This window comes from Halomonas sp. BM-2019 (assembly GCF_017584085.1).
Genome location: NZ_CP071922.1, coordinates 3,482,647 through 3,502,837 on the forward strand (window position 1 = coordinate 3,482,647; position 20,191 = coordinate 3,502,837).

Genomic DNA, 20,191 nt, shown 5'->3' on the forward strand with positions numbered 1-20,191 from the left:
GCCGTGGCCGAGATGGTCCGGGTGCTGAAGCCGGGCGGTCGCCTGCAGCTCGCCGACGTGGTGATCCACCGGCCGGTCTCGGTGGACTGCCATGAGGACCCGAGGCTCTGGGTGGAGTGCGTGGTGGGGGCCACGGTGAAGGAGGACCTGCTGGCCCTCTTCGAGGAGGCGGGCTTCGAGGAGATCCGCATCCTGGGGGAGCACGACTACTTCGCTCTGAGCCCCAGCGCCCAGACCCGGGAGGTGGCGGCCAGCTTCGGTGCCCATGCCATCGAGGTGGGCATGCGCCGCGGCGAGACGGCCCCCTCCCGGGCCTGGCGCTGGCGACACCGCCTGGATCCCCGACGCGCCTGGCGGCGGATCCAGCGGCGCGGGCTGCTGGGCCTCGCCGCTCTCGCCCTGGCCCTGCTGAGCTGCTACGGCACCCTGGCCCTCGTTGCGCTGCTGCCCCTGCTGGGCATCGGCCTGGCCCTGGATGACGGCCTCTGGGCGGGCACCATCGCACTGTTCGTGCTGCTCAGCCTGGCGGCCCTGGTCGCGGGCCTGCGGCACCGGGTCGGTCCCCAGCCCCTCCTGCTGGGCGCGGCGGGCGGCGGCCTGGTGCTCTACGCCCTCTTCGTCGACTACCACGCCCTGGTGGAGCTGGCCGGCTTCGTGCTGCTGGGGGGCGCTGTGCTCTGGGATCTGCGACGACGGCGACGCCAGGAAGCGCGGGTGCTGGGGCTGGAGGCGCGACACCATGGCTGAGGCCCTGCCCCCGCTGCAAGTCAGTCGCTGGCTCAACGTCGACACGCCGCTGCACCTCGGCATGCTGCGCGGCCGGGTGGTGCTGATCCACGCCTTCCAGATGCTCTGCCCGGGCTGCGTGCTTCACGGTCTCCCCCAGACCCAGCGGGTGGCGCAGGGGCTGGCCGGCGCCCCGCTCACGGTGCTCGGTCTGCACACGGTATTCGAACATCACGCCGTCATGGGCCCTGAGGCATTGGCGGTCTTTCTCGCCGAGCATCGCTACGCCTTCCCGGTCGGCATCGATGCGCCTGGGCCCGCGGGCGACCCCCTGCCGCGCACCATGCGCGCCTGGGGGCTGGAGGGCACCCCCACTACCCTGCTGATCGATGCCCGGGGCCGGCTGCGCCACCGCCACTTCGGCGTCGAGGAGGATCTGCTGCTCGGCGCCCGCCTCGGTCGGCTGCTGCAGGAAATCGGAGCCGACCCGACGCCAGGTCTACACTAATGACAGGCTACGCATGATCAGGGGGCGACCATGAGCCATCGATTCATCGAAGTCGTCAGCGACTACCCGACCACCGAGCAGGAGTATGTGCTGCTGCTGCAGATCGACCAGATCCTGCATATTCGACCGGAAGCCGAGGCGGAGAACGAGCCCCGCCACGAGCCCGGCGCCATCGTCACCATGACCAACGGCGAGATGCTGGTCCTCAAGACCCCATTCGCTAAGCTGGTTCGGGACCTGGATGAGTGCAACCTGGTCCTGCGGACGTGACCACGGCGTGCGGGCGGCGACGTCCCAGGGCGATGAAAAAAAGGGGCGCCGAAGCGCCCCCGACGCCGCCATGCCGGCGTCGTCAATCGGCCATGTCGAGCACGATTCGCCCCTCGATCTTGCCGTCGATCATTCGCTGGAAGACATCGTTGATGTTCTCCAGCTTGTCGGTGGCGACGGTGGCCTTCACCTTGCCCTCGCCGGCGAAGTCCAGCGCCTCCTGCAGGTCCTGGCGCGTGCCGACGATGGAGCCGCGCACGGTGATGCCATTGAGCACGGTATCGAAGATCGGCAGCGGGAAGTCCCCCGGTGGTAGGCCGTTGAGTACCAGGGTACCGCCGCGACGCAGCATGCGCTGCCCCTGGTCGAACGCCTTGGGTGACACCGCGGTGACCAGCGCCCCATGGGCGCCACCGATCTCGCGCTTCAGATAGTCGGCCGGGTCGGTCTTCAGGGCGTTGACGGTGACCGTGGCGCCCAGGCGTTCCGCCAGCGCCAGCTTGCCATCGTCGATGTCCACCGCCGCCACGTTGAGCCCCATGGCACGCGCGTACTGCACGGCCATGTGGCCGAGCCCCCCGATGCCCGAGATCACCACCCACTGTCCCGGGCGAGTGTCAGTCATCTTGAGTCCCTTGTAGACGGTCACGCCGGCACACAGCACCGGGGCGATCTCCAGGAAATCGACGTTATCGGGCAGGCGTCCCACGAAGCCGGCATCCGCCAGGGTGTAGTCGGCAAAGCCCCCGTTCACCGAATAGCCGGTATTCTGCTGCGACTCGCACAGCGTCTCCCAGCCGCCCAGGCAGTGCTCGCAGTGACCACAGGCCGAATAGAGCCAGGGCACGCCGACGCGATCGCCCTCCTTGACGTGGCTGACGCCCTCGCCCACCGCCACGATATGGCCAACGCCCTCATGGCCGGGAATGAACGGCGGGTTGGGCTTCACCGGCCAGTCGCCGTGGGCCGCGTGGAGATCGGTGTGGCAGACGCCGGAGGCGGCCACCTTGACCAGGATCTCCCCCCTCTGGGGACGCGGCGTTTCCGCCTCTTCGATAGCCAAGGGCTCACCGAACTTGCGTACCACGGCGGCCTTCATCGTCTTGTCCATTGTTTGCACTCCTGCTGATGATCGGTTCATGAGTCCCGGTCGGGCTCAAGGGTCATCGCCCGGGGAGCCAGGCGGTGGTCCACCTTTCGTTCTGCGAGGAAGTGCCGCCCGGTGGTCCCGGGCGGCAGGGAGCTCAGAAGAAGCCCAGCGGGTTGGTGTCGTAGCTGACCAGCAGGTTCTTGGTCTGCTGGTAGTGCTCGAGGGCCACCTTGTGGGTCTCGCGGCCGACCCCGGACTTCTTGTAGCCGCCGAAGGCGGCGTGCGCCGGGTAGGCGTGGTAGCAATTGGTCCACACCCGGCCGGCCTGGATGCCGCGCCCCATGCGGAAGGCCCGGTTGATGTCGCGGCTCCACACCCCGGCGCCGAGGCCGAACTCGGTGTCGTTGGCGATGGCCAGCGCCTCCGCCTCGTCCTTGAAGGTGGTCACCGCCACCACCGGGCCGAAGATCTCCTCCTGGAAGACCCGCATCTTGTTGTGGCCCTTGAGCAGGGTCGGCTGGATGTAGAAGCCCTTCTCGAAAGAGGGATCGACGCTCGCCTTGTCGCCGCCGGTGAGGATCTCGGCGCCTTCCTGGCGGGCGATCTCCATGTAGGACATGATCTTGTCGAACTGCTTCCATGACCCGGGCCATGAAGGGCTCGTAGATCGACTCCTGGATCAGTGCCCGCGACGGGCAGGTACAGACCTCGCCCTGGTTGAAGAAGGCCAGCACCAGGCCCTCGGCGGCCTTGTCGATGAACTCCGGCTCGGCCTGCATGATGTCGGCGAAGTAGATGTTCGGCGACTTGCCGCCCAGCTCCACGGTGGAGGGGATCAGGTTCTCGGCGGCGCACTTGAGGATGTGCTGGCCCACCGGGGTCGAGCCGGTGAAGGCGAGCTTGGCGATGCGCTTGCTGGTGGCCAGCGCCTGGCCGGCCTCGGCCCCGTAGCCATTGACCACGTTGAGCACGCCCGGGGGCAGCAGGTCGCCGATCACCTCGATCACCTTGAGGATCGACACCGGGGTCTGCTCGGCGGGCTTGAGCACCACGCAGTTGCCGGCGGCCAGGGCCGGGCCGAGCTTCCAGGCGGCCATCAGGATCGGGAAGTTCCAGGGGATGATCTGGCCCACCACGCCGAGCGGCTCGTGGAAGTGGTAGGAGACCGTCTTGGCGTCGAGATCGGCGGCGCTGCCCTCCTGGGCGCGGATGCAGCCGGCGAAGTAGCGGAAGTGGTCCACGGCCAGCGGGATATCGGCGTTGAGGGTCTCGCGCACCGCCTTGCCGTTGTCCCAGGTCTCGGCCACGGCGAGCAGTTCCAGGTTCTGCTCGAGGCGGTCGGCGATCTTGAGCAGGAGGTTGCTGCGCTCGGTGGCCGAGGTCTGTCCCCAGGCCGGCGCGGCGGCGTGCGCGGCGTCCAGCGCCAGCTCGATGTCCTCGGCGGTGGAGCGCGGGATCTCGCAGATCACCTCGCCGTTGACCGGGCTGATGTTGTCGAAATACCGCCCCTGCACCGGCGGCACGAACTCACCGCCGATGTAGTTGCCGTAGCGCTTGTCGAAGGAGACGACGGAGCCGGGCTGGCCGGGGTTGGCGTAGATCATGACGTGCACTCCTGATGCTGGGGAGATGTAGGGGGCTCGGTGATCGGCTACCCGCCGTCCAGTGACCGAACCTGTGTTAGAGGCTATCGGGGGGCGCGGCGGCGTCCCATGCTGCTATGGCGTCATGCAGTGGGGGTCTTTGGTCGTAGTCTGCAAGAGGTGCAGAAACGACGCAGGCCCGCCGGGGCGGGCCTGCGTCATGCCTCACGGCGGTCAGTGCTCGGCGTATTCACGCGGCAGCTTGAAGGTCCAGAGCATGCCGCCCTGGTTGAAGTCCTTGATCACCTCGGCCACCTCGCCGCCCCACAGCGGCACGGCGCCGCCCCAGCCGGAGACCACCGAGACGTACTGCTCGCCGTCCATCTCCCAGGTGATCGGCGAGGCCACCACGCCGGAGCCGGTATTGAAGTGCCACAGCTCCTCGCCGGTTTGGGCATCGAAGGCCTTGAGATAGCCCTCCGGGGTGCCGGTGAAGACCAGGTTGCCTGCGGTGGTCATGGCGCCGCCCCACAAGGGCGCGCGGTTCTCGTAGCGCCACACCTCCTCCCCGGAGCGCGGATCCACGGCCCGCAGCACGCCGATGAAGTCGTCGTTGGCGGGGCGGATGGTGAAGCCGGCCCCCAGATAGGCGGCGCCCTTGCGATAGGAGACCGGCTCGTTCCAGATATCCATCAGCCACTCGTTGGAGGGGATGTAGAAGAGCCCGGTGTCCTGACTGTAGGCCATGGGGTTCCAGTTCTTGGCGCCCAGGAAGGCCGGCTGGGCGATGACCGACTCGCCGCGCTCGCCCTCGCTGTCGGTGGGATCGCCGGGGCGTCCCCCCTCGGCGAAGATCGGCCGGCCGGTCTCGTCCAGCCCCTCGGCCCAGGTGATCTTGTCGGCGAAGGGGAAGCCGTGGAGGAACTCGCCGGTCTCGCGATTGAGCACGTAGAAGAAGCCGTTGCGGTCCGCGGTGGCCGCCGCCTTCACGGTGGCGCCGTTCTCCTCATACTCGAAGGAGATAACCTCGTTCACCCCATCGTAATCCCAGCCATCGTTGGGGGTGGCCTGGAAGTGCCACTTGATGGTGCCGTCATCGGGATCGATGGCCAGCCGCGAGGAGGTGTAGAGGTTGTCACCCGGGCGCAGGTGGGAGTTCCAGGGTGCCGGGTTGCCGGTGCCGATCAGCAGGCTGTGGGTGTCGGCGTCGTAGAAGCCGCCCAGCCAGGGCGCGCCGCCGCCGTGCTGCCACATATCACCGGGCCAGCTCTGGCCCGCCTCGCCGCCGGTGATGCCGTGCTCGACCGGCTCGCCATTCTCGTAGACATAGCCCATGTGGCCTTCCACCACGGGCCGGGTCCACAGCTCGTCGCCGGTCTCGGCATCGAAGGCGAAGACGGTACCGACCACGCCGAACTCGCCACCCGCCACCCCGGTGATGAGCTTGCCGTCGATGACGATGGGCGCCGAGGTGATGGAGTGACCCGCCTGATAGTCGGCGACCCGCTTGATCCACTGCACCCGGCCCGTTTCACGATCGAGCGCCACCAGCCGCGCATCCAGGGTACCGAAATAGACCTTGTCGCCATGAATGGCGGCACCGCGGTTGATGACGTCGCAACAGGGCATGATGCCGTCGGGTAAACGGGCCTCATACTGCCAGATCTGCTCGCCGGTGCGCGCATCCACCGCCCATATCCGGGAATAGGAGCCGGTGACGTACATCACTCCGTCCTTGACCAGCGGCTGGGACTCCTGGCCGCGCTGCTTCTCGCCACCGAAGGAGAAGGCCCAGACCGGACGGAGCTGATGGACATTGTCGGTATTGAGGGTGGTCAGCGGGCTGTAGCGCTGTCCGTGGAGGCCCATGCCATTGGTCACGACCCGGTCGGTGGCCAGGTGGTCATTGAGCATCTCTTCGAAGGTGACGGCCTGGGCATTCAGGGAAATGGTGAGGGCGAGGCTGGTCAGTGCCAGGGGCCTGGCCAGCTTGCCGAGTGGGATAGAGTGGATCATGACGCTCTCCGTAGGGGCAGCGATAAGCCGTTGACGTTGTTCGTGGTTCAGCACTCATGAAGTGCGATACTGCGCCTCACAATCTGGTAGAAATTCCGGGCATCAACCATCGCCAACAGGAACGATATCCCTCCTCTCTTGGTCGTACGACCCTGGCGATTTCCCTGACGTGACGGCCATCTGACCGGCTCCCGAAAGGCATCATTGGCCGGCAAGGTGCCGCCTCGAGGCGGCGCCTTGCTACGCGCTATAAGCCTGCGATATCGCCATCACGCTCCGTCGTTGGCACCGGCCACCAAGGCACGGCGTGATCCGAGGCACGTCATGACATCACTCCGACTACTGGGCGCCGAGCACCTCGGCATAGAAATCGGGCATGTGATAGTGGAGCTCATGGGCGGCGAAGATCTCGCCCAGGCTGCCGTCGCGTACCGCGCCATCGACCAGGGCCTCTACCGCATGCCCAAGCTGGCGATGGTTGTGGCGTATGGCCATGCCGATGTCCCACTGGTGGCGGGAGATGCCGGGGAAGACGGCGTCGGCCAGCCGGAAGTCGTGCTCCGGATACCGGGCCAGGTAGTGCTCCAGCTCGCCGCGGATGGCCATCACCCCGGTGATCTCGCCGCGGGCCATGGCCGCGAGGGCCTCTTCGGTATTGCGGTAGTGACGGACGTTGTCCCGCAGCTGTCCGCCCAGGGTGGCGGTGAGGTAGGTGGCCGGCAGGGTCTGGTACTCGGCCCCGACCGGGTGGTCACGGAAGCTGCCCAGGGTGGCCGTGTCGCCGAGGCGGGCGGCATCGAAGGCCAGATCCCACTGCTCGCGCTGGTAGGGGCCGAACATCACCACGCTCTTGTTGATGTACTCCCCGGTGGAGTCGCGCATGTAGGAGAAGTTGCGATCATAGGGCACCCGCAGCATCACATCGGCCACCTGGGTCGGGCGCAGGTAGTGGCCGCGCGACACCGCATTGCCCAGGTCACGTCCCAGGCTGCTGGCGGGCGTGATCCAGAAGGGGCGGAACTCGAGCCCCAGCCCCTCGGCGATCAGGCGGCCGAGCTCGGCATCGATGCCGCGGGCCTCTCCCGCCTCGTCCCGGTAGGCATAGGGGGGAAACCCCTCGTAGAGGCCGACGTTGAGGTAGCCCGAATCCAGCACCTCGTCGAGATTGCGCAGCGGCGGGCGCCGGAACAGCTCGGCACTCGCCTCGGGACCGGGCAGGACCTCCACCGTGGCGACGTCCAGCGCCGCCGGCGACAAGCCCCCAGCCCAAGCCACCGGCGGCACCCACAGCGCCAGCGCGATCAGCAGACTCTTCCACATGACGATGCTCCTCCTGTCGACAGGCCTGCGCGGTCGCTCACGCAGGGGGCGGTAAATCGCCGGATCAGCGCGGCGTCACCGACTCGATATAGGTCTTGATGGCCCAGATGCCCGTCTGATCGAGGTTCTCCTTGAAAGAGGGCATGCCACGCTCGGTGCCCTTGATGACACGCTCCAGATAGAACTCGTCGTCCCACTCCTCGAGCTGGCGCAGGTCCGGGGTCAGCCCGCCCGACATGGCCTGGATGCCGTGGCAGACGGCGCAGTTGCCGGCGTAGCCGCGCTCGCCCACCTGGACGGCCAGGTCGTGGTGCTCGTCATGCTCGTTGCCGGGACGGAAGGGGTTCTCCATCAGCGGCGCCTCGCCCAGGTCGGGCAGGCCCTTGGTGTCGACCTCCTGGGGCGTGACATCGCCATGCCCGATGACATGGCCGGCCGCCCCCAGCAGCAGCAGGGCGGAGCAGGCGGCGGCGACGAAGCGGGCGCGGCGGCCGGTCTTGGCAACGGCCAGGGAAGAGGTCGGCGATGATGAGGTGGCGGTCGTGGAAGGCATGGGGGTCACCTGTCTGGCGAATCGTTCAGGGAGTGCCGAGAGCCGGTGGCCGACGGCAGGTTGGCTCGAGTCTAGGCAGTCGAACGCCGATGCCGCACCGCCACTTTACGCCCCTTCCCGCTCCTCCCTTGGTACTAGTTCCTTCTCCTTCCCCCCCCCACCCTCGCCCCTCGGTCGTACGCCCTTGGAATGAGGGAAGGAGCGCCATGGTGGCATGTCGAGACACCGGGCGAGCTGCTGAACTGGCTCACACAACAGAGTCGATCCTTCCCGACGGAGCCTTCGCCATGTCTTACCAGCAGAATTCCCAGGCCCTGGCCGCCGGCGACCTGGCCAATCGCCCCGAGCGGCTCGAGCGACTGGTCATCGGCACCGGCGAGAGCATGCTCGGGGTCTCGGTGCGCGAACACCAGATGGAGACCGGCCAGTCCTACCGGCTGGTGATCGAGGCCACCGGCATGCAGGAGTGCGCCTGGGTGGCCCCCGGCTTCTTCAAGAATGCCTGGCTGCGCAAGATCGAGGTGGGCCATGTGGAGATCAAGGCGCCGAGCCTGACCGAACTGGAGTTCGAGCGCGAGGGCGAAGCCGAGCTGTTCTTCGTGCCGATCCGCCCGGGCACCTACGAATGGGCCTGCGCGGGCCTCGAGGAGCGCGGCGTCACCGGCACTTTCATCGTGCGCTGAGGCGCCCCCTCGGGCGGCTCCGGCCCGCCCCCGCCACCCTGCCAAGGAGCTCACCATGACGACCTCCCCACGACACGGTTGCCCCCCCGCCCGACTCGCCTTGGGCGGGCTGGTGATGGCCGGCCTGCTCGTCTCCACCCAGGCCCCGGCCGACGAACTCGACATCCGCTTCGGCTACCTGCAGTGGCAGCCCGACCGCGGCCCGGCGCTGGCCCAGTTGGTGCCCGAGCCGGAGGATTCGGGACTCAGGGGCGCAGAGCTGGCGATCGCCGACAACCTCAGCACCGGCCGCTTCCTCGGCCAGGGCTACCACCTCGAGGCGATTACCGCACAGGACGAGGAGGCACTGCTCGATTCTCTGCAGGCGATGCTGGACGACGGCGTCGACATCCTGATTCTGAACGTTCCCTCGGAGACGCTTCGTCAGGCGGCCGCCATCAGCGGCAACCGGGCACTGCTCTTCAACGCCGGCGCGCGGGACGTGTCGCTGCGCCTCAGCGACTGCTCCCCCTACCTGCTGCACACCGCGCCCAGCCACGCCATGCTGACCGACGCCCTGGCCCAGTGGCTGAACTTCCGCCGCTGGCGCAAGGTGTTCCTGATCACCGGCCCGACCGAGGAGGATATCGCCTGGGCGGAGGCCTTCCGCCGCTCCGCCGACAAGTTCGCCCTCGACATCGTCAGCGACAAGGCGTGGACCTTCGAGGCCGACATGCGGCGCAACGCCTCCGCGGAGCTGCCGCTGTTCACCCAGGGGCCCGACTACGACGCGGTGGTGGTGGCCGATGTGCGGAACGACTTCGGGGACTTCGTGCCCTTCAACACCTGGCTGCCGCGCCCGGTCGTCGGCACCCAGGGCATGGCGCCTTCGGCCTGGCACCCCGCCGTGGAGGCCTATGGCGCCCGCCAGCTTCAGAGCCGCTTCAGGCGCCAGGCAGAGCGCCACATGACCTCCACCGACTATGCCGCCTGGGCGGCAGTGCGCTCCGTGGGAGAAGCCGTGACGCGACTGAGCAGCGGCGAAATGGAGGCGCTGCGGGAGTATCTGCTGGGCGATGAGTTCGAGCTGGCCGCCTTCAAGGGCCGCTCGCTCAGCTACCGACAGTGGAACGGGCAACTGCGCCAGCCGATGCCGCTGGCCCACTCGGGCAGCCTGGTCGCCATGGCCCCCTTCGAGGGTTTCCTGCATCAGTACACCGAGCTCGACACCCTGGGCTACGACAAGCCGGAGAGCACCTGCCGGATCGGCGGCTGACGCCTGACCGCCCCCACGACGAGACCACCACCACAACGGAGATACCCCCATGCGCCTCTTCCCCAAGCTCCTCGGCCTCGGCCTGATGCTCAGCCTCTCCACCCCGATCTGGGCCGCCGGCATGGCCTATGTCTCCAACGAGCGAGACAACACCATCTCGGTCATCGACATGTCCAGTCTGGAGGTGGTGGATACCATTCCGGTCGGGCAGCGCCCGCGCGGCATTCTGCTGACCGAAGACGAGAGCCAGCTCTACATCTGCGCGGGCGACGATGACACCGTGGAGATTCTCGATCTCGCCACCCGCCGGGTGATCGACCGCCTGCCCTCCGGCGAGGAGCCCGAGCAGATCGCTCTCCATCCCAATCAGCGCCACCTCTACGTGGCCAACGAGGACGACGCCATCGTCACCGTGCTGGACGTGGAGACCAAGCGGGTGCTGGCCCAGATCGAGGTCGGCATCGAGCCGGAGGGCATGGGGGTGAGCCACGACGGTCGCTGGGCGGTGAACACCAGCGAGACCTCCAACATGCTGCACTGGATCAACACCGAAACCTTCGAGATCGAGAAGAACATCATGATCGGCGCGCGCCCGCGCCACGTGGAGTTCACTCAGGACGATGCCCTGCTGTGGGCCTCGGCGGAGATCGGCGGCACCGTGCACATCATCGACGTGGAGACGCTGGAAGAGATCCACACCATCGACTTCCGCATCCCCGGCGTCAATCAGGACCGGGTCCAGCCGGTGGGCATGCAGCTCACCTCCGACGGCCGCTACGCCTTCGTCGCCCTGGGCCCGGCCAACCACATTGCCGTGGTGGATGCCCAGACCTATGAAGTGATCGACTACCTGCTGGTCGGCGCCCGGGTCTGGCAGGTGGCGCTGAGCCCGGACGAGAAGACCCTGCTGACCACCAACGGCGTCAGCGGCGACGTCTCGGTGATCGACGTGGAGAGGCTCGAGGTGGTCAAGAGCATCAAGGTGGGCCGCTTCCCCTGGGGCGTGCGCATCACCTCGGGGTCGGCGTCATGATCGTCGAGGCGGAGGCCCTGGGCTTTCGCTACGGGCGCCAACCGGTCCTGCAGGAGGTCAGCTTCGCGCTGGCCTCCGGCCATTTCCATGCGCTGCTCGGCCCCAACGGGGCCGGCAAGTCGACCCTGTTCGGCCTGATGACCCGCCTGCTGGCGCTGCAGCAGGGCGACCTGCGCCTGGCGGGACGCTCGCTGCGGCACCAGCCCGCGGCGGTGATGCGCCATCTTGGGGTGGTCTTCCAGCACAACGCCCTGGACCTGGACCTCAGCGTGGCCCAGAACCTGCGCTACCACGCCGCCCTGCACGGGCTCCCCCCCCGCGAGGCACGCCAGCGCTGCCAGGAAGAGCTGGAGTGGCTGGGCCTGGCGGCACACGCCAACCGCACGGTGCGCCGGCTCAACGGCGGCCACCGGCGGCGCGTGGAGATCGCCCGGGCGCTGCTGCACCGCCCCTCCCTGCTGCTGCTCGACGAGCCCACCGCCGGCCTCGACATCGACAGCCGCGAGGCGCTCAACGCCCACGTCAGGACCCTGTGCCGCGAACGGCGGCTGACGGTGCTCTGGGCCACCCACCTGATCGAGGAGATCCGTCCCGCCGACCATGTCCTGATCCTGCACCGCGGGCGGCTGCTGGCCGATGCCCAGGGGGACACCCTGTGCCGGCACCATGGCGGCGGGTCGCTGACCGATACCTTCCACGCCCTGACCCGGGAGACCTCCCCATGACCCTGCGTCACTACTGGTATTGCTTCATCGGCGTGCAACGCCGCGAGTGGCTGCGGTTCTGGCAGCAGCGCACCCGCTTCGCCAGCGCCCTGGTACGTCCGCTGCTGTGGCTGATCGTCTTCGCCGCCGGCTTTCGCCACGTGCTGGGGGTCTCCATCATGGCCCCCTACCCCACCTACATCACCTACGAGACCTATATCGTGCCCGGCCTGTGCGGCATGATCATCCTCTTCAACTCCATGCAGGGCGCGCTGTCGATGGTCTACGACCGGGAACTGGGCAGCATGCGGGTGCTGCTGACGAGCCCGCTGCCCCGGCCCTTCCTGCTGCTGACCAAGCTGCTGGCCATGGGCCTGGTGTCGGTGGCCCAGGTCTATCTCTTCCTGCTGATCGCCCGCTGGGGCGTCGGCGTCCGGCCGCCGCTGGCGGGCCATCTGGCGGTGTTCCCCGCCCTGCTGCTGGTGTCGCTGATGCTGGGCGCCCTGGGGCTCTTGATCGCCACCTGGGTCAAGCAGCTGGAGAACTTCGCCGGGGTGATGAACTTCGTCATCTTCCCGATGTTCTTCCTGTCGTCGGCGCTCTATCCGCTGTGGCGCATGCAGGAGGCGAGTCCCTGGATCCACCAGCTCTGCCTGCTCAACCCCTTCACCCACGCGGTGGAGGCGATCCGCTTCGCGCTCTACCTGCAGTGGAACGGCCAGGCCTTCGCCATCACCCTGGCGGTCACCCTGCTGTTCGCGGCCCTGGCCACCGCCGGCTTCCGTCCACAGCGCACGCGGCTGCTGGGAGCCTGTCGGACTTAACGCTGATCTGCTACGAAATCCGTGTTCCTCGCGACGATCGGTCAAATCCGACAGGCTCCTGGGCATCGGCAACAGCCGATAGCCGAAGCGCCGGCGTGATCAGCCCGGCTGGCAGGAGCGGCCGAGGCGGCGCAGGCGAGCGTCCAGCGCGGTGGCGGCGCCCTCGTCGCGGGTCAAGGGGGCATCGTGGTGCAGCCGGGCCGGCCGGCCGTCCAGGTACCAGATCCGGTTCGCCAGCCGGTGGGCATCCCGCCGCTCGTGGGTGACGCAGATCATCGCCATGGCGGGACGCGCCTCCAGCAGCGCCGCGATCAGCCCCTGCAGCGCCTCGGCCCGCTCGGGATCCAGGGAGGCGAAGGGCTCGTCGAGCAGCAGCAGATCGGGATCCACGGCCAGACAGCGCGCCAGGGCGGCACGCCGGGCCATGCCCAGGGAGAGCTGGTCGGGCAGCCGGTCGGCACACCCCTCGAGCCCGACCCGGGCCAGCAGCTCGGCGACCTCCCTGGCCGGTACGCCCACCAGCATCAGGTTCTGGCGCAGGGTGCGCCAGGGCAGCAGGCGATGCTCCTGGAACAGGTAGCCGATGCGCAGCCCCCTGGGGATGGCCACGCCTTCGCGGCGGGCATCGAGCCCGGCGATCAGATTGAGCAGGGTGGTCTTGCCGATGCCCGAGGGACCCAGCAGGCAGATGCGATCGCCGGCACGCACCGAGGTCGCGATGTCACCCAGCACGGGATGCGTGCCGTCCTGGATCCGCAGGTCAAGCATGATGCCCTCCGACGGTCCGCCAGCGCGAGGCGCGCCGCTCCATGGGCTGCAGGATCGCCAGCTCGATCAGCTGCACCACGGCGATAAAGGCCAGGCTGTAGGCCAGCAGGCCGGCCACGTCGAAGACCTGGAAGGCCAGGTGCAGCTGGAAGCCGATGCCGTCGGAACGCCCCAGCAGCTCGACCACCAGCACGATCTTCCAGATCAGCGCCAGGCCGCCGCGGGTGGCGGCCATCAGGTAGGGAAACAGCTGGGGCAACCACACCTGGGTCAACCGCTGCCAGGTACTGAAGCGATAGACGCTGGCCATCTGTTCGAGGCGCAGATCCAGGCTGCGCGCCCCCTCCCGCAGGGTCACCGCCACGTTGGGGATCTTGTTGATCACCACGGCCATCACCGCGGCCACCTCGATCAGCCCGAACCAGACGTAGAGCAGGATGATCAGCACCAGCGCCGGCAGGTTGAGCAGCAGCACCAGCAGGGGATCGAGCAGGGCATTGAGCAGCGGCGAACGCCCCATGGCGAGGCCCATCAGCGTGCCCAGGGCCATGGCCAGGGCGAAGCTGATGGCCACCCGCTGCAGGGTGACCGTCAGGTGGCGCTGCAGCTCGCCGCTGGCCGCCTCCTGCTGCAGCGTCTGCAGCACCGCCAGCGGCGACGGCAGCAGGCTGGAGTCGATCCACCAGGTGGCGACCGCCCACACCATCACCAGCAGCGGCAGCATGACCCAATGGGCGAGCGGTGGCACCTTCATGGTGTCCTCGGTGAAGGCTCGGCGCGGTAGAAGAGGCGCTCGGGCATCAGCCTCTCCGGGTTCGCCCCGGTCAGCACCAGCAGCCGCTGCAGCTCGCTCACCTGCCGCTCCCCGAGCGGGTCGGGAATGCCCTCGATGAAGCCCTCGCGCAGCGCTGCGAAGTGATCGTCGTCCACCGCGCGCATCAGCGGCCGAATGGCCTGCCAGTGGTGTGGCGCCTCGGCCAGTTGCCGCTTGGCCTCGGCCAAGGCATCGGCAAAACGCCGTAGCAGGTCTTCGTGGGCCTGGGCCCAGTCGTCGCGGAAGGCGTAGCCCAGTATCGGCAGGCCGGTCTCGAGCCCCAGCGTTGCCAGCAGTTCCTGCATGTTCAGCGCCGTCTCGGCCTGCCCCGCCGCGGTCAGTTCGGCGGCGAAATGCCAGAAGGTCACCAGCACGTCGAGCTGGCCACGGCGCAGCGCCTGGTTCAAGAGGGGCGGTGCCGCATACTGGATGGTGGCCTCTCGGGCGAGGTCGATGTCGTGCCGCCTCGCCACTTCATCGAGAATGATCCAGCCCTTGCTGTCGGGGCCACCGGCGACGCCGATGCGCTTGCCGCGCAGGTCGGCAACGGCATCGACTCGCACGCCGGGGGCGGCCAGCACATTGCCCATCTGCGCCGAGTAGGGCAGGTAGCGATAGGCATCGCCGCCGGCATAGCGGGCCTGCGCCCAGGTCAGGTCCACCACGGCACCCTGGACCTCGCCGCTGGAGAGGGCGATGCGCGAGGCCGGCAGGTTGGCCACCAGCCTGACCTCGAGCTCGAAACCATACTGGCGATCCAGGCCTTCCCGCTGAAGGTGATCCAGCTCCCAGTGGGCCGTACCGAACTGCAGCACGCTGAGCTTCAGCACCGGCAATTGTCCGGCGTGAGCCGTGGAAGCGAGGAGCAGCCAGGCCAGTAGACCCAGCAAACGGAACAAGACGATTATCGGTTTCATGTTCCGCAGCATAGGCAGGCCGCCCGAGCCCTAGAATGGTACTTTGGTGCCTCTTCTGCCACTACCAAGGTGGGGCTGCATTCGGGTCGGGAAATGGCGTTTGATGGTGCTCCGGCGCCCTCTTCTTCCCTCTCCGGCGCCGAGAGGAAAACGCATGCATCGCTTCCTGTGGTACCGCTACGGCATCGACGCTTGGCAGGGAGCCGGCCTGCCGCTGGAAGCGGTCGAGCCCGCCCGGCCCTCATTCCACCCGCAGCCCTGACTCGACCTACCCGGGTCATACGCCCTAAGTACCAGTCCATCGCGACCATCGTCATATGTGGCGAGGCTGCCCCGCCACTTATGCTGACCCCATGGATGCCCTTTCCCTGCCACATCGGGCCGCTCACCGACCCCGCCATGGGAGGCGAGTCATCAGGCGACGCCCAGGAGCACTCGGTCATGTCTCACTTTCCCTTGACTCGCACTCCCGCTCAGGCCGCCATGCTGGCGCGCTGTCACTTCGGTCACGGTGACCTCACCGACGACGGCGGTGGAGCGTCCCCTTCCCCGCCCGCGGCCTCCGGCCAACGCCCCGGCCTCGAGTCCAGGGACGACCGCCGGAGAGACGAGTGCGACAGGCACCATCGTTAACCTCATCGCTCCCGATACGGTTGACAGGAGGCGGTGCATCGGCGCAACTAATAGGAATAGAGCTGGCCAACGCTTTCGACACGACACTCGGGCCCTGCCATGTACAAGCTGCTGATTGCCGACGACCACCCCCTCTTTCGCGAAGCCATCGGCCGCGTCATTCGCGACGGCTTTCCGGATGCCGAGGTCCTCGAGGCCGAGGATCTCGACACCACCCAAGCGCTGGCCCTGGAGCACGACGACCTCGACCTGATCCTGCTGGATCTCAACATGCCGGGGGTGCATGGCCTCTCCGGACTGATCCAGCTGCGCAACGAGGCCCCCACCATTCCGGTGGTGATCATCTCCGCCGAGGAGGAGAAGCAGGTGATCCTTCAGGCGGTGACCTACGGCGCGGTGGGATTCATCACCAAGTCGTCGCCCCGCGAGCAGATGACCCAGGCCATCGCCCAGATCCTCGACGGCAACATCTACCTGCCCTCGGAGATCATCCGTGCCAGCGGCTCCTCATCACGCGCCGTCGGTCGCGACGAGCACACCCTCACCGCGGCGCAGCTCGAGACCCTGACCCGCAAGCAGCTGCAGGTGCTCGAGCACATGACCCGGGGCGAATCCAACAAGATGATCGCCTACCACCTCGAGATCGCCGAGACCACCGTCAAGGCACATGTCTCGGCGATCCTGCGCAAGCTCGGGGTGCATAACCGGGTCCAGGCGATCCTCTCGGCCAGCGACATCGACTTCAACGTCTACCTCAAGCGCGGTCCGCGACCAGGCGAGTGAGCGCCAGGCGCAGCTTGAGGGGCTTGACCGGCTTGTGCAGCAGCGCATAGCCCAGCTCGCGCATGCGCTGCTTGAGTTCCACGCTGTGATTGGCGGTGATCGTCATCACCGGCAGCGGGGCGACGCGCCGGGCATTGACCCGCTCGGCGAGCGCCAGGCCGGTGTCGCCATCGTCGAGGTGGTAATCGACGATCAGCGCATCCGCCGGATCCGTTTCCAGGGCCACCTGGGCCGCCAGGGCGGCCTCGCTGTCGGCCACCCAGACCTCGCACCCCCAGCGAGCCAACAGCACGCGCATGGCCTCGCAGATGGCGGCGTCGTTGTCGACCACCCAGACCCGCCGCCCCTCCAACCCGCCGTCCACGCCTGCCACCGGCGCCGCCGTGAAGCGGCTGCGCGGCGCCAGCTCGCCATAGGGCAGGCGGATGCCGAACAGCGAGCCCCGTCCGGCCACCGACGTGACCCGCAGGGGATGATCGAGCACCCGCGCCACCTTGTCGACGATCGCCAGCCCCAGGCCTAGACCGCGATCCTGTCGCTGGCCGGCGGCCTGGGAGCGGCGGAACTCCTGGAAGATCACCCCCTGCTCCTCCTCGGCGATGCCCACGCCGGTATCGCCGACCAGGAGCTCCAGGCCATCCGCTCGGTGTCGACAACCGAGCAGGATGCGTCCTTCGGCGGTGTAGCGCACGGCATTGGTGAGGAAGTTGCGCACCACCCGGGTCAGCAGCTGGATATCGCTGCGCACCACGGCGCGACTCGGCACATAGTGGAAGGCCAATCCTTCGCTGGCCGCCACCTGGCGATACTCCCGGGCCAGGCCGTCGAGCAGCTCGGCCACCGGGAAGGCATCGACGTCCGGGGTCACCACCCCGGCATCGAGCTTGGAGATATCCACCAGGGTGCCGAGCAGGGTCTCGACGTCCTTCAGCGAACGTCCGATCTGATCGATCAGCTCGTGGCAGCCCGGTGCCGTCTCCTGCTCGCTCAGGGCCCCGGTGAAGAGGCGAGCGGCATTGAGCGGCTGCAGCAGGTCATGGCTGACCGCGGCCAGGAACTTGGTCTTTGACAGGTTGGCCGCCTCGGCCTCGGCCTTGGCCTCGCGCAGGCGCTGCTCCACGGCGCTGCGCTCGGCGATCTCTTCGCGCAGTTGGCCGTTGACCCGGGTCAGCTCGGCGGTGCGCTCGCGTACCCGCTGTTCCAGGTTCTGGTAGGCCTGGTGCAGCGCCTCGGCGGTGCGTCGGCGCTCGGTGATATCGCGGATCAACACGAACAGGCCGATCACCTCCCCCTCGCCATCGAAATGCGGCACATAGGCGCGCAGCAGCACTCGCTGCTCGCCGCTGGCCCCCTGCTCCGGGAATTCGAAGGAGACACTCTCGCCGCGCAGTGCCCGCACCAGATAGGGCCTCAACTGGGCGAAATGCTCGGGGCTGTGCAGTGCCTCCAGCTCGCCCCCCACCACCAGGTCGCGGGGCCAGCCGTACCACTCGTCGTAGACGCGGTTGGTGAATTCGTAGCGCAGGTCGCGATCGAGGTAGGCGATCATCGCCGGCAGCTCGTCGGTGATGGTGCGGATCCAGTGCTCGCGCTCGCGCAGCGTCTCGGCATGGCGGATGCGCTCGGTGACGTCGGTGTAGGTCAGCACCTGACCGCCCCCGGGCATGGCATGGCCACGCACCTCCACCACCCGCCCATCGGCCAGGCTGCGCTCGCAGGCCGGCGTCACGCCCTGGCCATCCTCGGCGGTGATCAGGGCGCTGCGTTCGGCCAGGGCGGCCAGCGCCTGGGGCACCGCGGCCTCCCCCAGATCGGTCAGATCCCGGAAGCGCCGGTTGCACATCTCCAGCAGGCCGTCGGAGGAGATCACCGCCACCCCCTGGGAGAGGCTGTCCACCGTGGCCTGCAGCAGGCGGGTCTTCTGGGCCAGGGCGTGCTCGCGCTGGGCATGCTCGTGGCGCTTGAGAGCGGTGATATCGACATAGAGGATCACCCGACCGCCGCCCCGGGTGGGGCGCTGATGCACCTGGACCCAGCGGTCGTCGTGCAGGCGGTAGACGGTGCGCCCATCGCGGCGCCCCAGCTGCTCGCTGATCACCAGCCCCGAACTCAGCGCCAGGCGCCGGATGTCCTCCAGGCGCATGCCCTGGCGGATGCGGATGCCCGCCGGGCGCCAGAACTCGGCGAAGCGGCTGTTGAAGCGCAGGATGCGCTGGTCGGTGTCGAACAGCACGAAGGCGTCGGTGATGCTCTCGATGGCCTCCACCAGGTGCTGGCCGGCGGTCTCGGCCCGCTCCCGCGCCTCGGCCAGCAGGCGGTTGCTGGCACGCAGCTCGTGCATGGCCTGGTTGAGCGCCTGGGTGCGCTCGCGCACCTGCTCGGCGAGCAGCGCGGCATGCTCGAAGGCCGCATAGGGTGCACTGCGCGGCAGGTTACCGGCCTCTACCCGCTCGATCAGGGCGGCATTGATGCGTTTGAGCTTGGCGACCTCGCGCTCGAGGGCCTGCTCGCGATCGCCGACCTCAGCCATGGCCACGGGCCTGGCCGATGACGACCCCGGTGAAGGTCTGGTTGAGGTGCAGGCCATTGAACTGTTCGCCGTAGGTGTTGAAGCCCACCACCCGATAGTCCCGCAGCAGCGCCGAGGCGGCGGCGACCTCGTCATCGGCCTCGATCTCCATGCGGCGCAGGAAGCAGTCGCAGCCGATCACCAGCCGCGGAGGACCCAGCCGGGCGATGATCCCGTCGAGGGCGGCACGCAGGTCGTCGAGGATCGGCTCGGCACGCATGGCGGTCAGCACGATGCCGGTCTCCACCGCGCAATAGAAGCTCAGGCTCAGGTCCTCGTTGACGCGCTGGATCGAACGCACATAGTCCTGGTCATGCAGCCGCACCGCCAGCGGATGGCGGGCGAAGACCTCTTCGTTCAGGTCGTCGACGCCACAGCCCACCAGCCGTGCATACTCCTCGGCGGCGGGTTCGGCATTGAGCTCGATGACCCGGCGGTGCTCGCTGTCGGCCGCAGTGACCACCAGCTTGTCGTCCAGCGGGCGCAGGTGGTGGGTGGTGAACACCTCGAAGTCGAGGGGGGTATTGAGCATCACCACCACGGCCGCCCCGGTACGGAAGCCCCCGTCGCCGTAGACATGGGTGCCGGCCAGTTGGTTGTCGTCGCCGGCGCTGCCGCCGAAGTGGGGAATGCTGCCGAGCGCGGCGTCGAGGTTCACCAGCACCCGCTCTTCGCTGGCCGAGAGGCCGTCGAGCAGGGTCAGGGCGAAGGTATGCTCCTTGATCGGGGCGAGGCTCGCCTGCCGGCAGCGCTCGAGCAGGCGGTCGGTGAGCCACTGGGCCTCCAGCAGCGAGAAGGCCTCGAGATCCTCGATCAGCGCATAGTCGAGGGCGAAGTGACGCTGGTCGAAGCCGATGGCGGTGATACCGCCACGGGCGTAGCCCTCGTCGGTGATCTCCCCGGCGGTGGTGCAGCCGAACAGCCGGACACCGCCGAAATGCTGCTCCAGGGCCTGGCCGAGGGCGTCGAGATCGTACTCCGCCGAGCAGAAGAAGAGCACGCCGCCGAGCCAGGGGTGAAGCAGGCGACTCGCCAGGTCCTGAGCCGCCATGTCGGGGTCGCGGGAGCGCGAATGGGCGACCAGCACCGCATCCTGATGCACGCCGGCCTCGCGGGAGGGAGACAGAAGATTGGTGTCCATG

18 protein-coding genes and 1 pseudogene are annotated in these 20,191 nt (G+C 68.1%); 9 read left to right on the forward strand and 10 right to left on the reverse strand.

Annotated features, from left to right (window positions below; translation table 11 throughout):
• From J5F18_RS17280 to J5F18_RS17290, 3 genes are all read left to right on the forward strand, one after another.
• Positions 1 to 747 (forward strand): MerC family mercury resistance protein (locus J5F18_RS17280; RefSeq protein ID WP_346299771.1); only part of this gene is annotated, 747 nt, incomplete at its 5' end.
• On the forward strand, positions 740 to 1,234 hold the full coding sequence (locus tag J5F18_RS17285; RefSeq protein WP_346299772.1) for a TlpA disulfide reductase family protein: 495 nt from the start codon (positions 740 to 742) through the stop codon (positions 1,232 to 1,234). The genes J5F18_RS17280 and J5F18_RS17285, both read left to right, overlap by 8 nt.
• A gap of 30 nt (positions 1,235 to 1,264) precedes the next feature.
• Complete coding sequence (locus J5F18_RS17290; protein ID WP_346299773.1) at positions 1,265 to 1,504, forward strand: hypothetical protein; 240 nt, start codon at positions 1,265 to 1,267, stop codon at positions 1,502 to 1,504.
• 82 nt (positions 1,505 to 1,586) lie between these two features.
• Here the strand turns inward: J5F18_RS17290 and adhP are convergent, their stop codons facing one another.
• The 5 genes and pseudogenes from adhP to pedF form a co-directional block, all read right to left on the reverse strand.
• Complete coding sequence (gene adhP / locus J5F18_RS17295) at positions 1,587 to 2,615, reverse strand: alcohol dehydrogenase AdhP (RefSeq protein ID WP_346299774.1); 1,029 nt, start codon at positions 2,613 to 2,615, stop codon at positions 1,587 to 1,589.
• A gap of 133 nt (positions 2,616 to 2,748) precedes the next feature.
• Positions 2,749 to 4,198, reverse strand: a pseudogene (locus J5F18_RS17300) (aldehyde dehydrogenase family protein).
• 213 nt (positions 4,199 to 4,411) lie between these two features.
• Positions 4,412 to 6,193, reverse strand: a complete 1,782-nt coding sequence (locus tag J5F18_RS17305) for a PQQ-dependent methanol/ethanol family dehydrogenase (RefSeq protein ID WP_346299775.1) — start codon at positions 6,191 to 6,193, stop codon at positions 4,412 to 4,414.
• Positions 6,194 to 6,532: 339 nt separating this feature from the next.
• Positions 6,533 to 7,513 carry a transporter substrate-binding domain-containing protein gene (locus J5F18_RS17310; RefSeq protein ID WP_346299776.1) on the reverse strand — a complete coding sequence of 327 codons (981 nt, stop codon included), beginning with the start codon at positions 7,511 to 7,513 and terminating at the stop codon, positions 6,533 to 6,535.
• A 64-nt stretch (positions 7,514 to 7,577) separates the two neighbouring features.
• On the reverse strand, positions 7,578 to 8,066 hold the full coding sequence (pedF, locus tag J5F18_RS17315) for a cytochrome c-550 PedF (RefSeq protein WP_346299777.1): 489 nt from the start codon (positions 8,064 to 8,066) through the stop codon (positions 7,578 to 7,580).
• A 287-nt stretch (positions 8,067 to 8,353) separates the two neighbouring features.
• Between pedF and J5F18_RS17320 the strand changes: the two genes are divergently transcribed.
• From J5F18_RS17320 to J5F18_RS17340, 5 genes are read left to right on the forward strand one after another with little or no spacing between them, the layout of a single operon-like run.
• Entirely contained in the window at positions 8,354 to 8,749 is a 396-nt protein-coding gene (locus J5F18_RS17320; RefSeq protein WP_346299778.1) for a copper-binding protein, read from the forward strand.
• Between the two features lie 55 nt (positions 8,750 to 8,804).
• Positions 8,805 to 10,004, forward strand: coding sequence for an ABC transporter substrate-binding protein (locus J5F18_RS17325; protein WP_346299779.1), 1,200 nt, complete (start codon positions 8,805 to 8,807; stop codon positions 10,002 to 10,004).
• Positions 10,005 to 10,053: 49 nt separating this feature from the next.
• The gene (locus J5F18_RS17330) at positions 10,054 to 11,037 is read left to right on the forward strand and encodes a PQQ-dependent catabolism-associated beta-propeller protein (protein WP_346299780.1); all 984 of its coding nucleotides are present in this window, start codon (positions 10,054 to 10,056) and stop codon (positions 11,035 to 11,037) included.
• Positions 11,034 to 11,762, forward strand: coding sequence for an ATP-binding cassette domain-containing protein (locus J5F18_RS17335; protein ID WP_346299781.1), 729 nt, complete (start codon positions 11,034 to 11,036; stop codon positions 11,760 to 11,762). The genes J5F18_RS17330 and J5F18_RS17335 overlap by 4 nt, the downstream gene beginning before the upstream one ends.
• A complete protein-coding gene (locus J5F18_RS17340) occupies positions 11,759 to 12,565 on the forward strand; it encodes an ABC transporter permease (protein ID WP_346299782.1) in 807 nt (268 codons plus the stop codon). Before J5F18_RS17335 ends, J5F18_RS17340 begins: the two co-directional genes overlap by 4 nt.
• Positions 12,566 to 12,664: 99 nt before the next feature.
• On the opposite strand, the gene J5F18_RS17345 is transcribed toward J5F18_RS17340, so the two are convergent.
• Genes J5F18_RS17345 through J5F18_RS17355 form a run of 3 tightly spaced genes read right to left on the reverse strand, consistent with a single transcriptional unit; the run spans position 12,665 to position 15,046 of the window.
• Positions 12,665 to 13,333, reverse strand: coding sequence for an ATP-binding cassette domain-containing protein (locus J5F18_RS17345; protein ID WP_346299783.1), 669 nt, complete (start codon positions 13,331 to 13,333; stop codon positions 12,665 to 12,667).
• Positions 13,326 to 14,087, reverse strand: a complete 762-nt coding sequence (locus J5F18_RS17350; RefSeq protein ID WP_346299784.1) for an ABC transporter permease subunit — start codon at positions 14,085 to 14,087, stop codon at positions 13,326 to 13,328. Before J5F18_RS17350 ends, J5F18_RS17345 begins: the two co-directional genes overlap by 8 nt.
• A complete protein-coding gene (locus J5F18_RS17355; protein WP_346299785.1) occupies positions 14,084 to 15,046 on the reverse strand; it encodes an ABC transporter substrate-binding protein in 963 nt (320 codons plus the stop codon). The genes J5F18_RS17350 and J5F18_RS17355 overlap by 4 nt, the downstream gene beginning before the upstream one ends.
• A gap of 750 nt (positions 15,047 to 15,796) precedes the next feature.
• Between J5F18_RS17355 and J5F18_RS17360 the strand changes: the two genes are divergently transcribed.
• Complete coding sequence (locus J5F18_RS17360; RefSeq protein WP_346299786.1) at positions 15,797 to 16,480, forward strand: response regulator transcription factor; 684 nt, start codon at positions 15,797 to 15,799, stop codon at positions 16,478 to 16,480.
• Here J5F18_RS17360 and J5F18_RS17365 read toward each other — a convergent pair.
• Both J5F18_RS17365 and nosP read right to left on the reverse strand, forming a co-directional pair.
• Positions 16,452 to 19,010 (reverse strand): NahK/ErcS family hybrid sensor histidine kinase/response regulator, encoded by a 2,559-nt coding sequence (locus J5F18_RS17365; RefSeq protein WP_346299787.1) that lies wholly within the window; start codon positions 19,008 to 19,010, stop codon positions 16,452 to 16,454. The two genes, J5F18_RS17360 and J5F18_RS17365, sit on opposite strands and share 29 nt — an antisense overlap.
• Complete coding sequence (gene nosP / locus J5F18_RS17370; RefSeq protein ID WP_346299788.1) at positions 19,003 to 20,190, reverse strand: nitric oxide-sensing protein NosP; 1,188 nt, start codon at positions 20,188 to 20,190, stop codon at positions 19,003 to 19,005. The genes J5F18_RS17365 and nosP overlap by 8 nt, the downstream gene beginning before the upstream one ends.
• Position 20,191 lies beyond the last annotated feature (1 nt).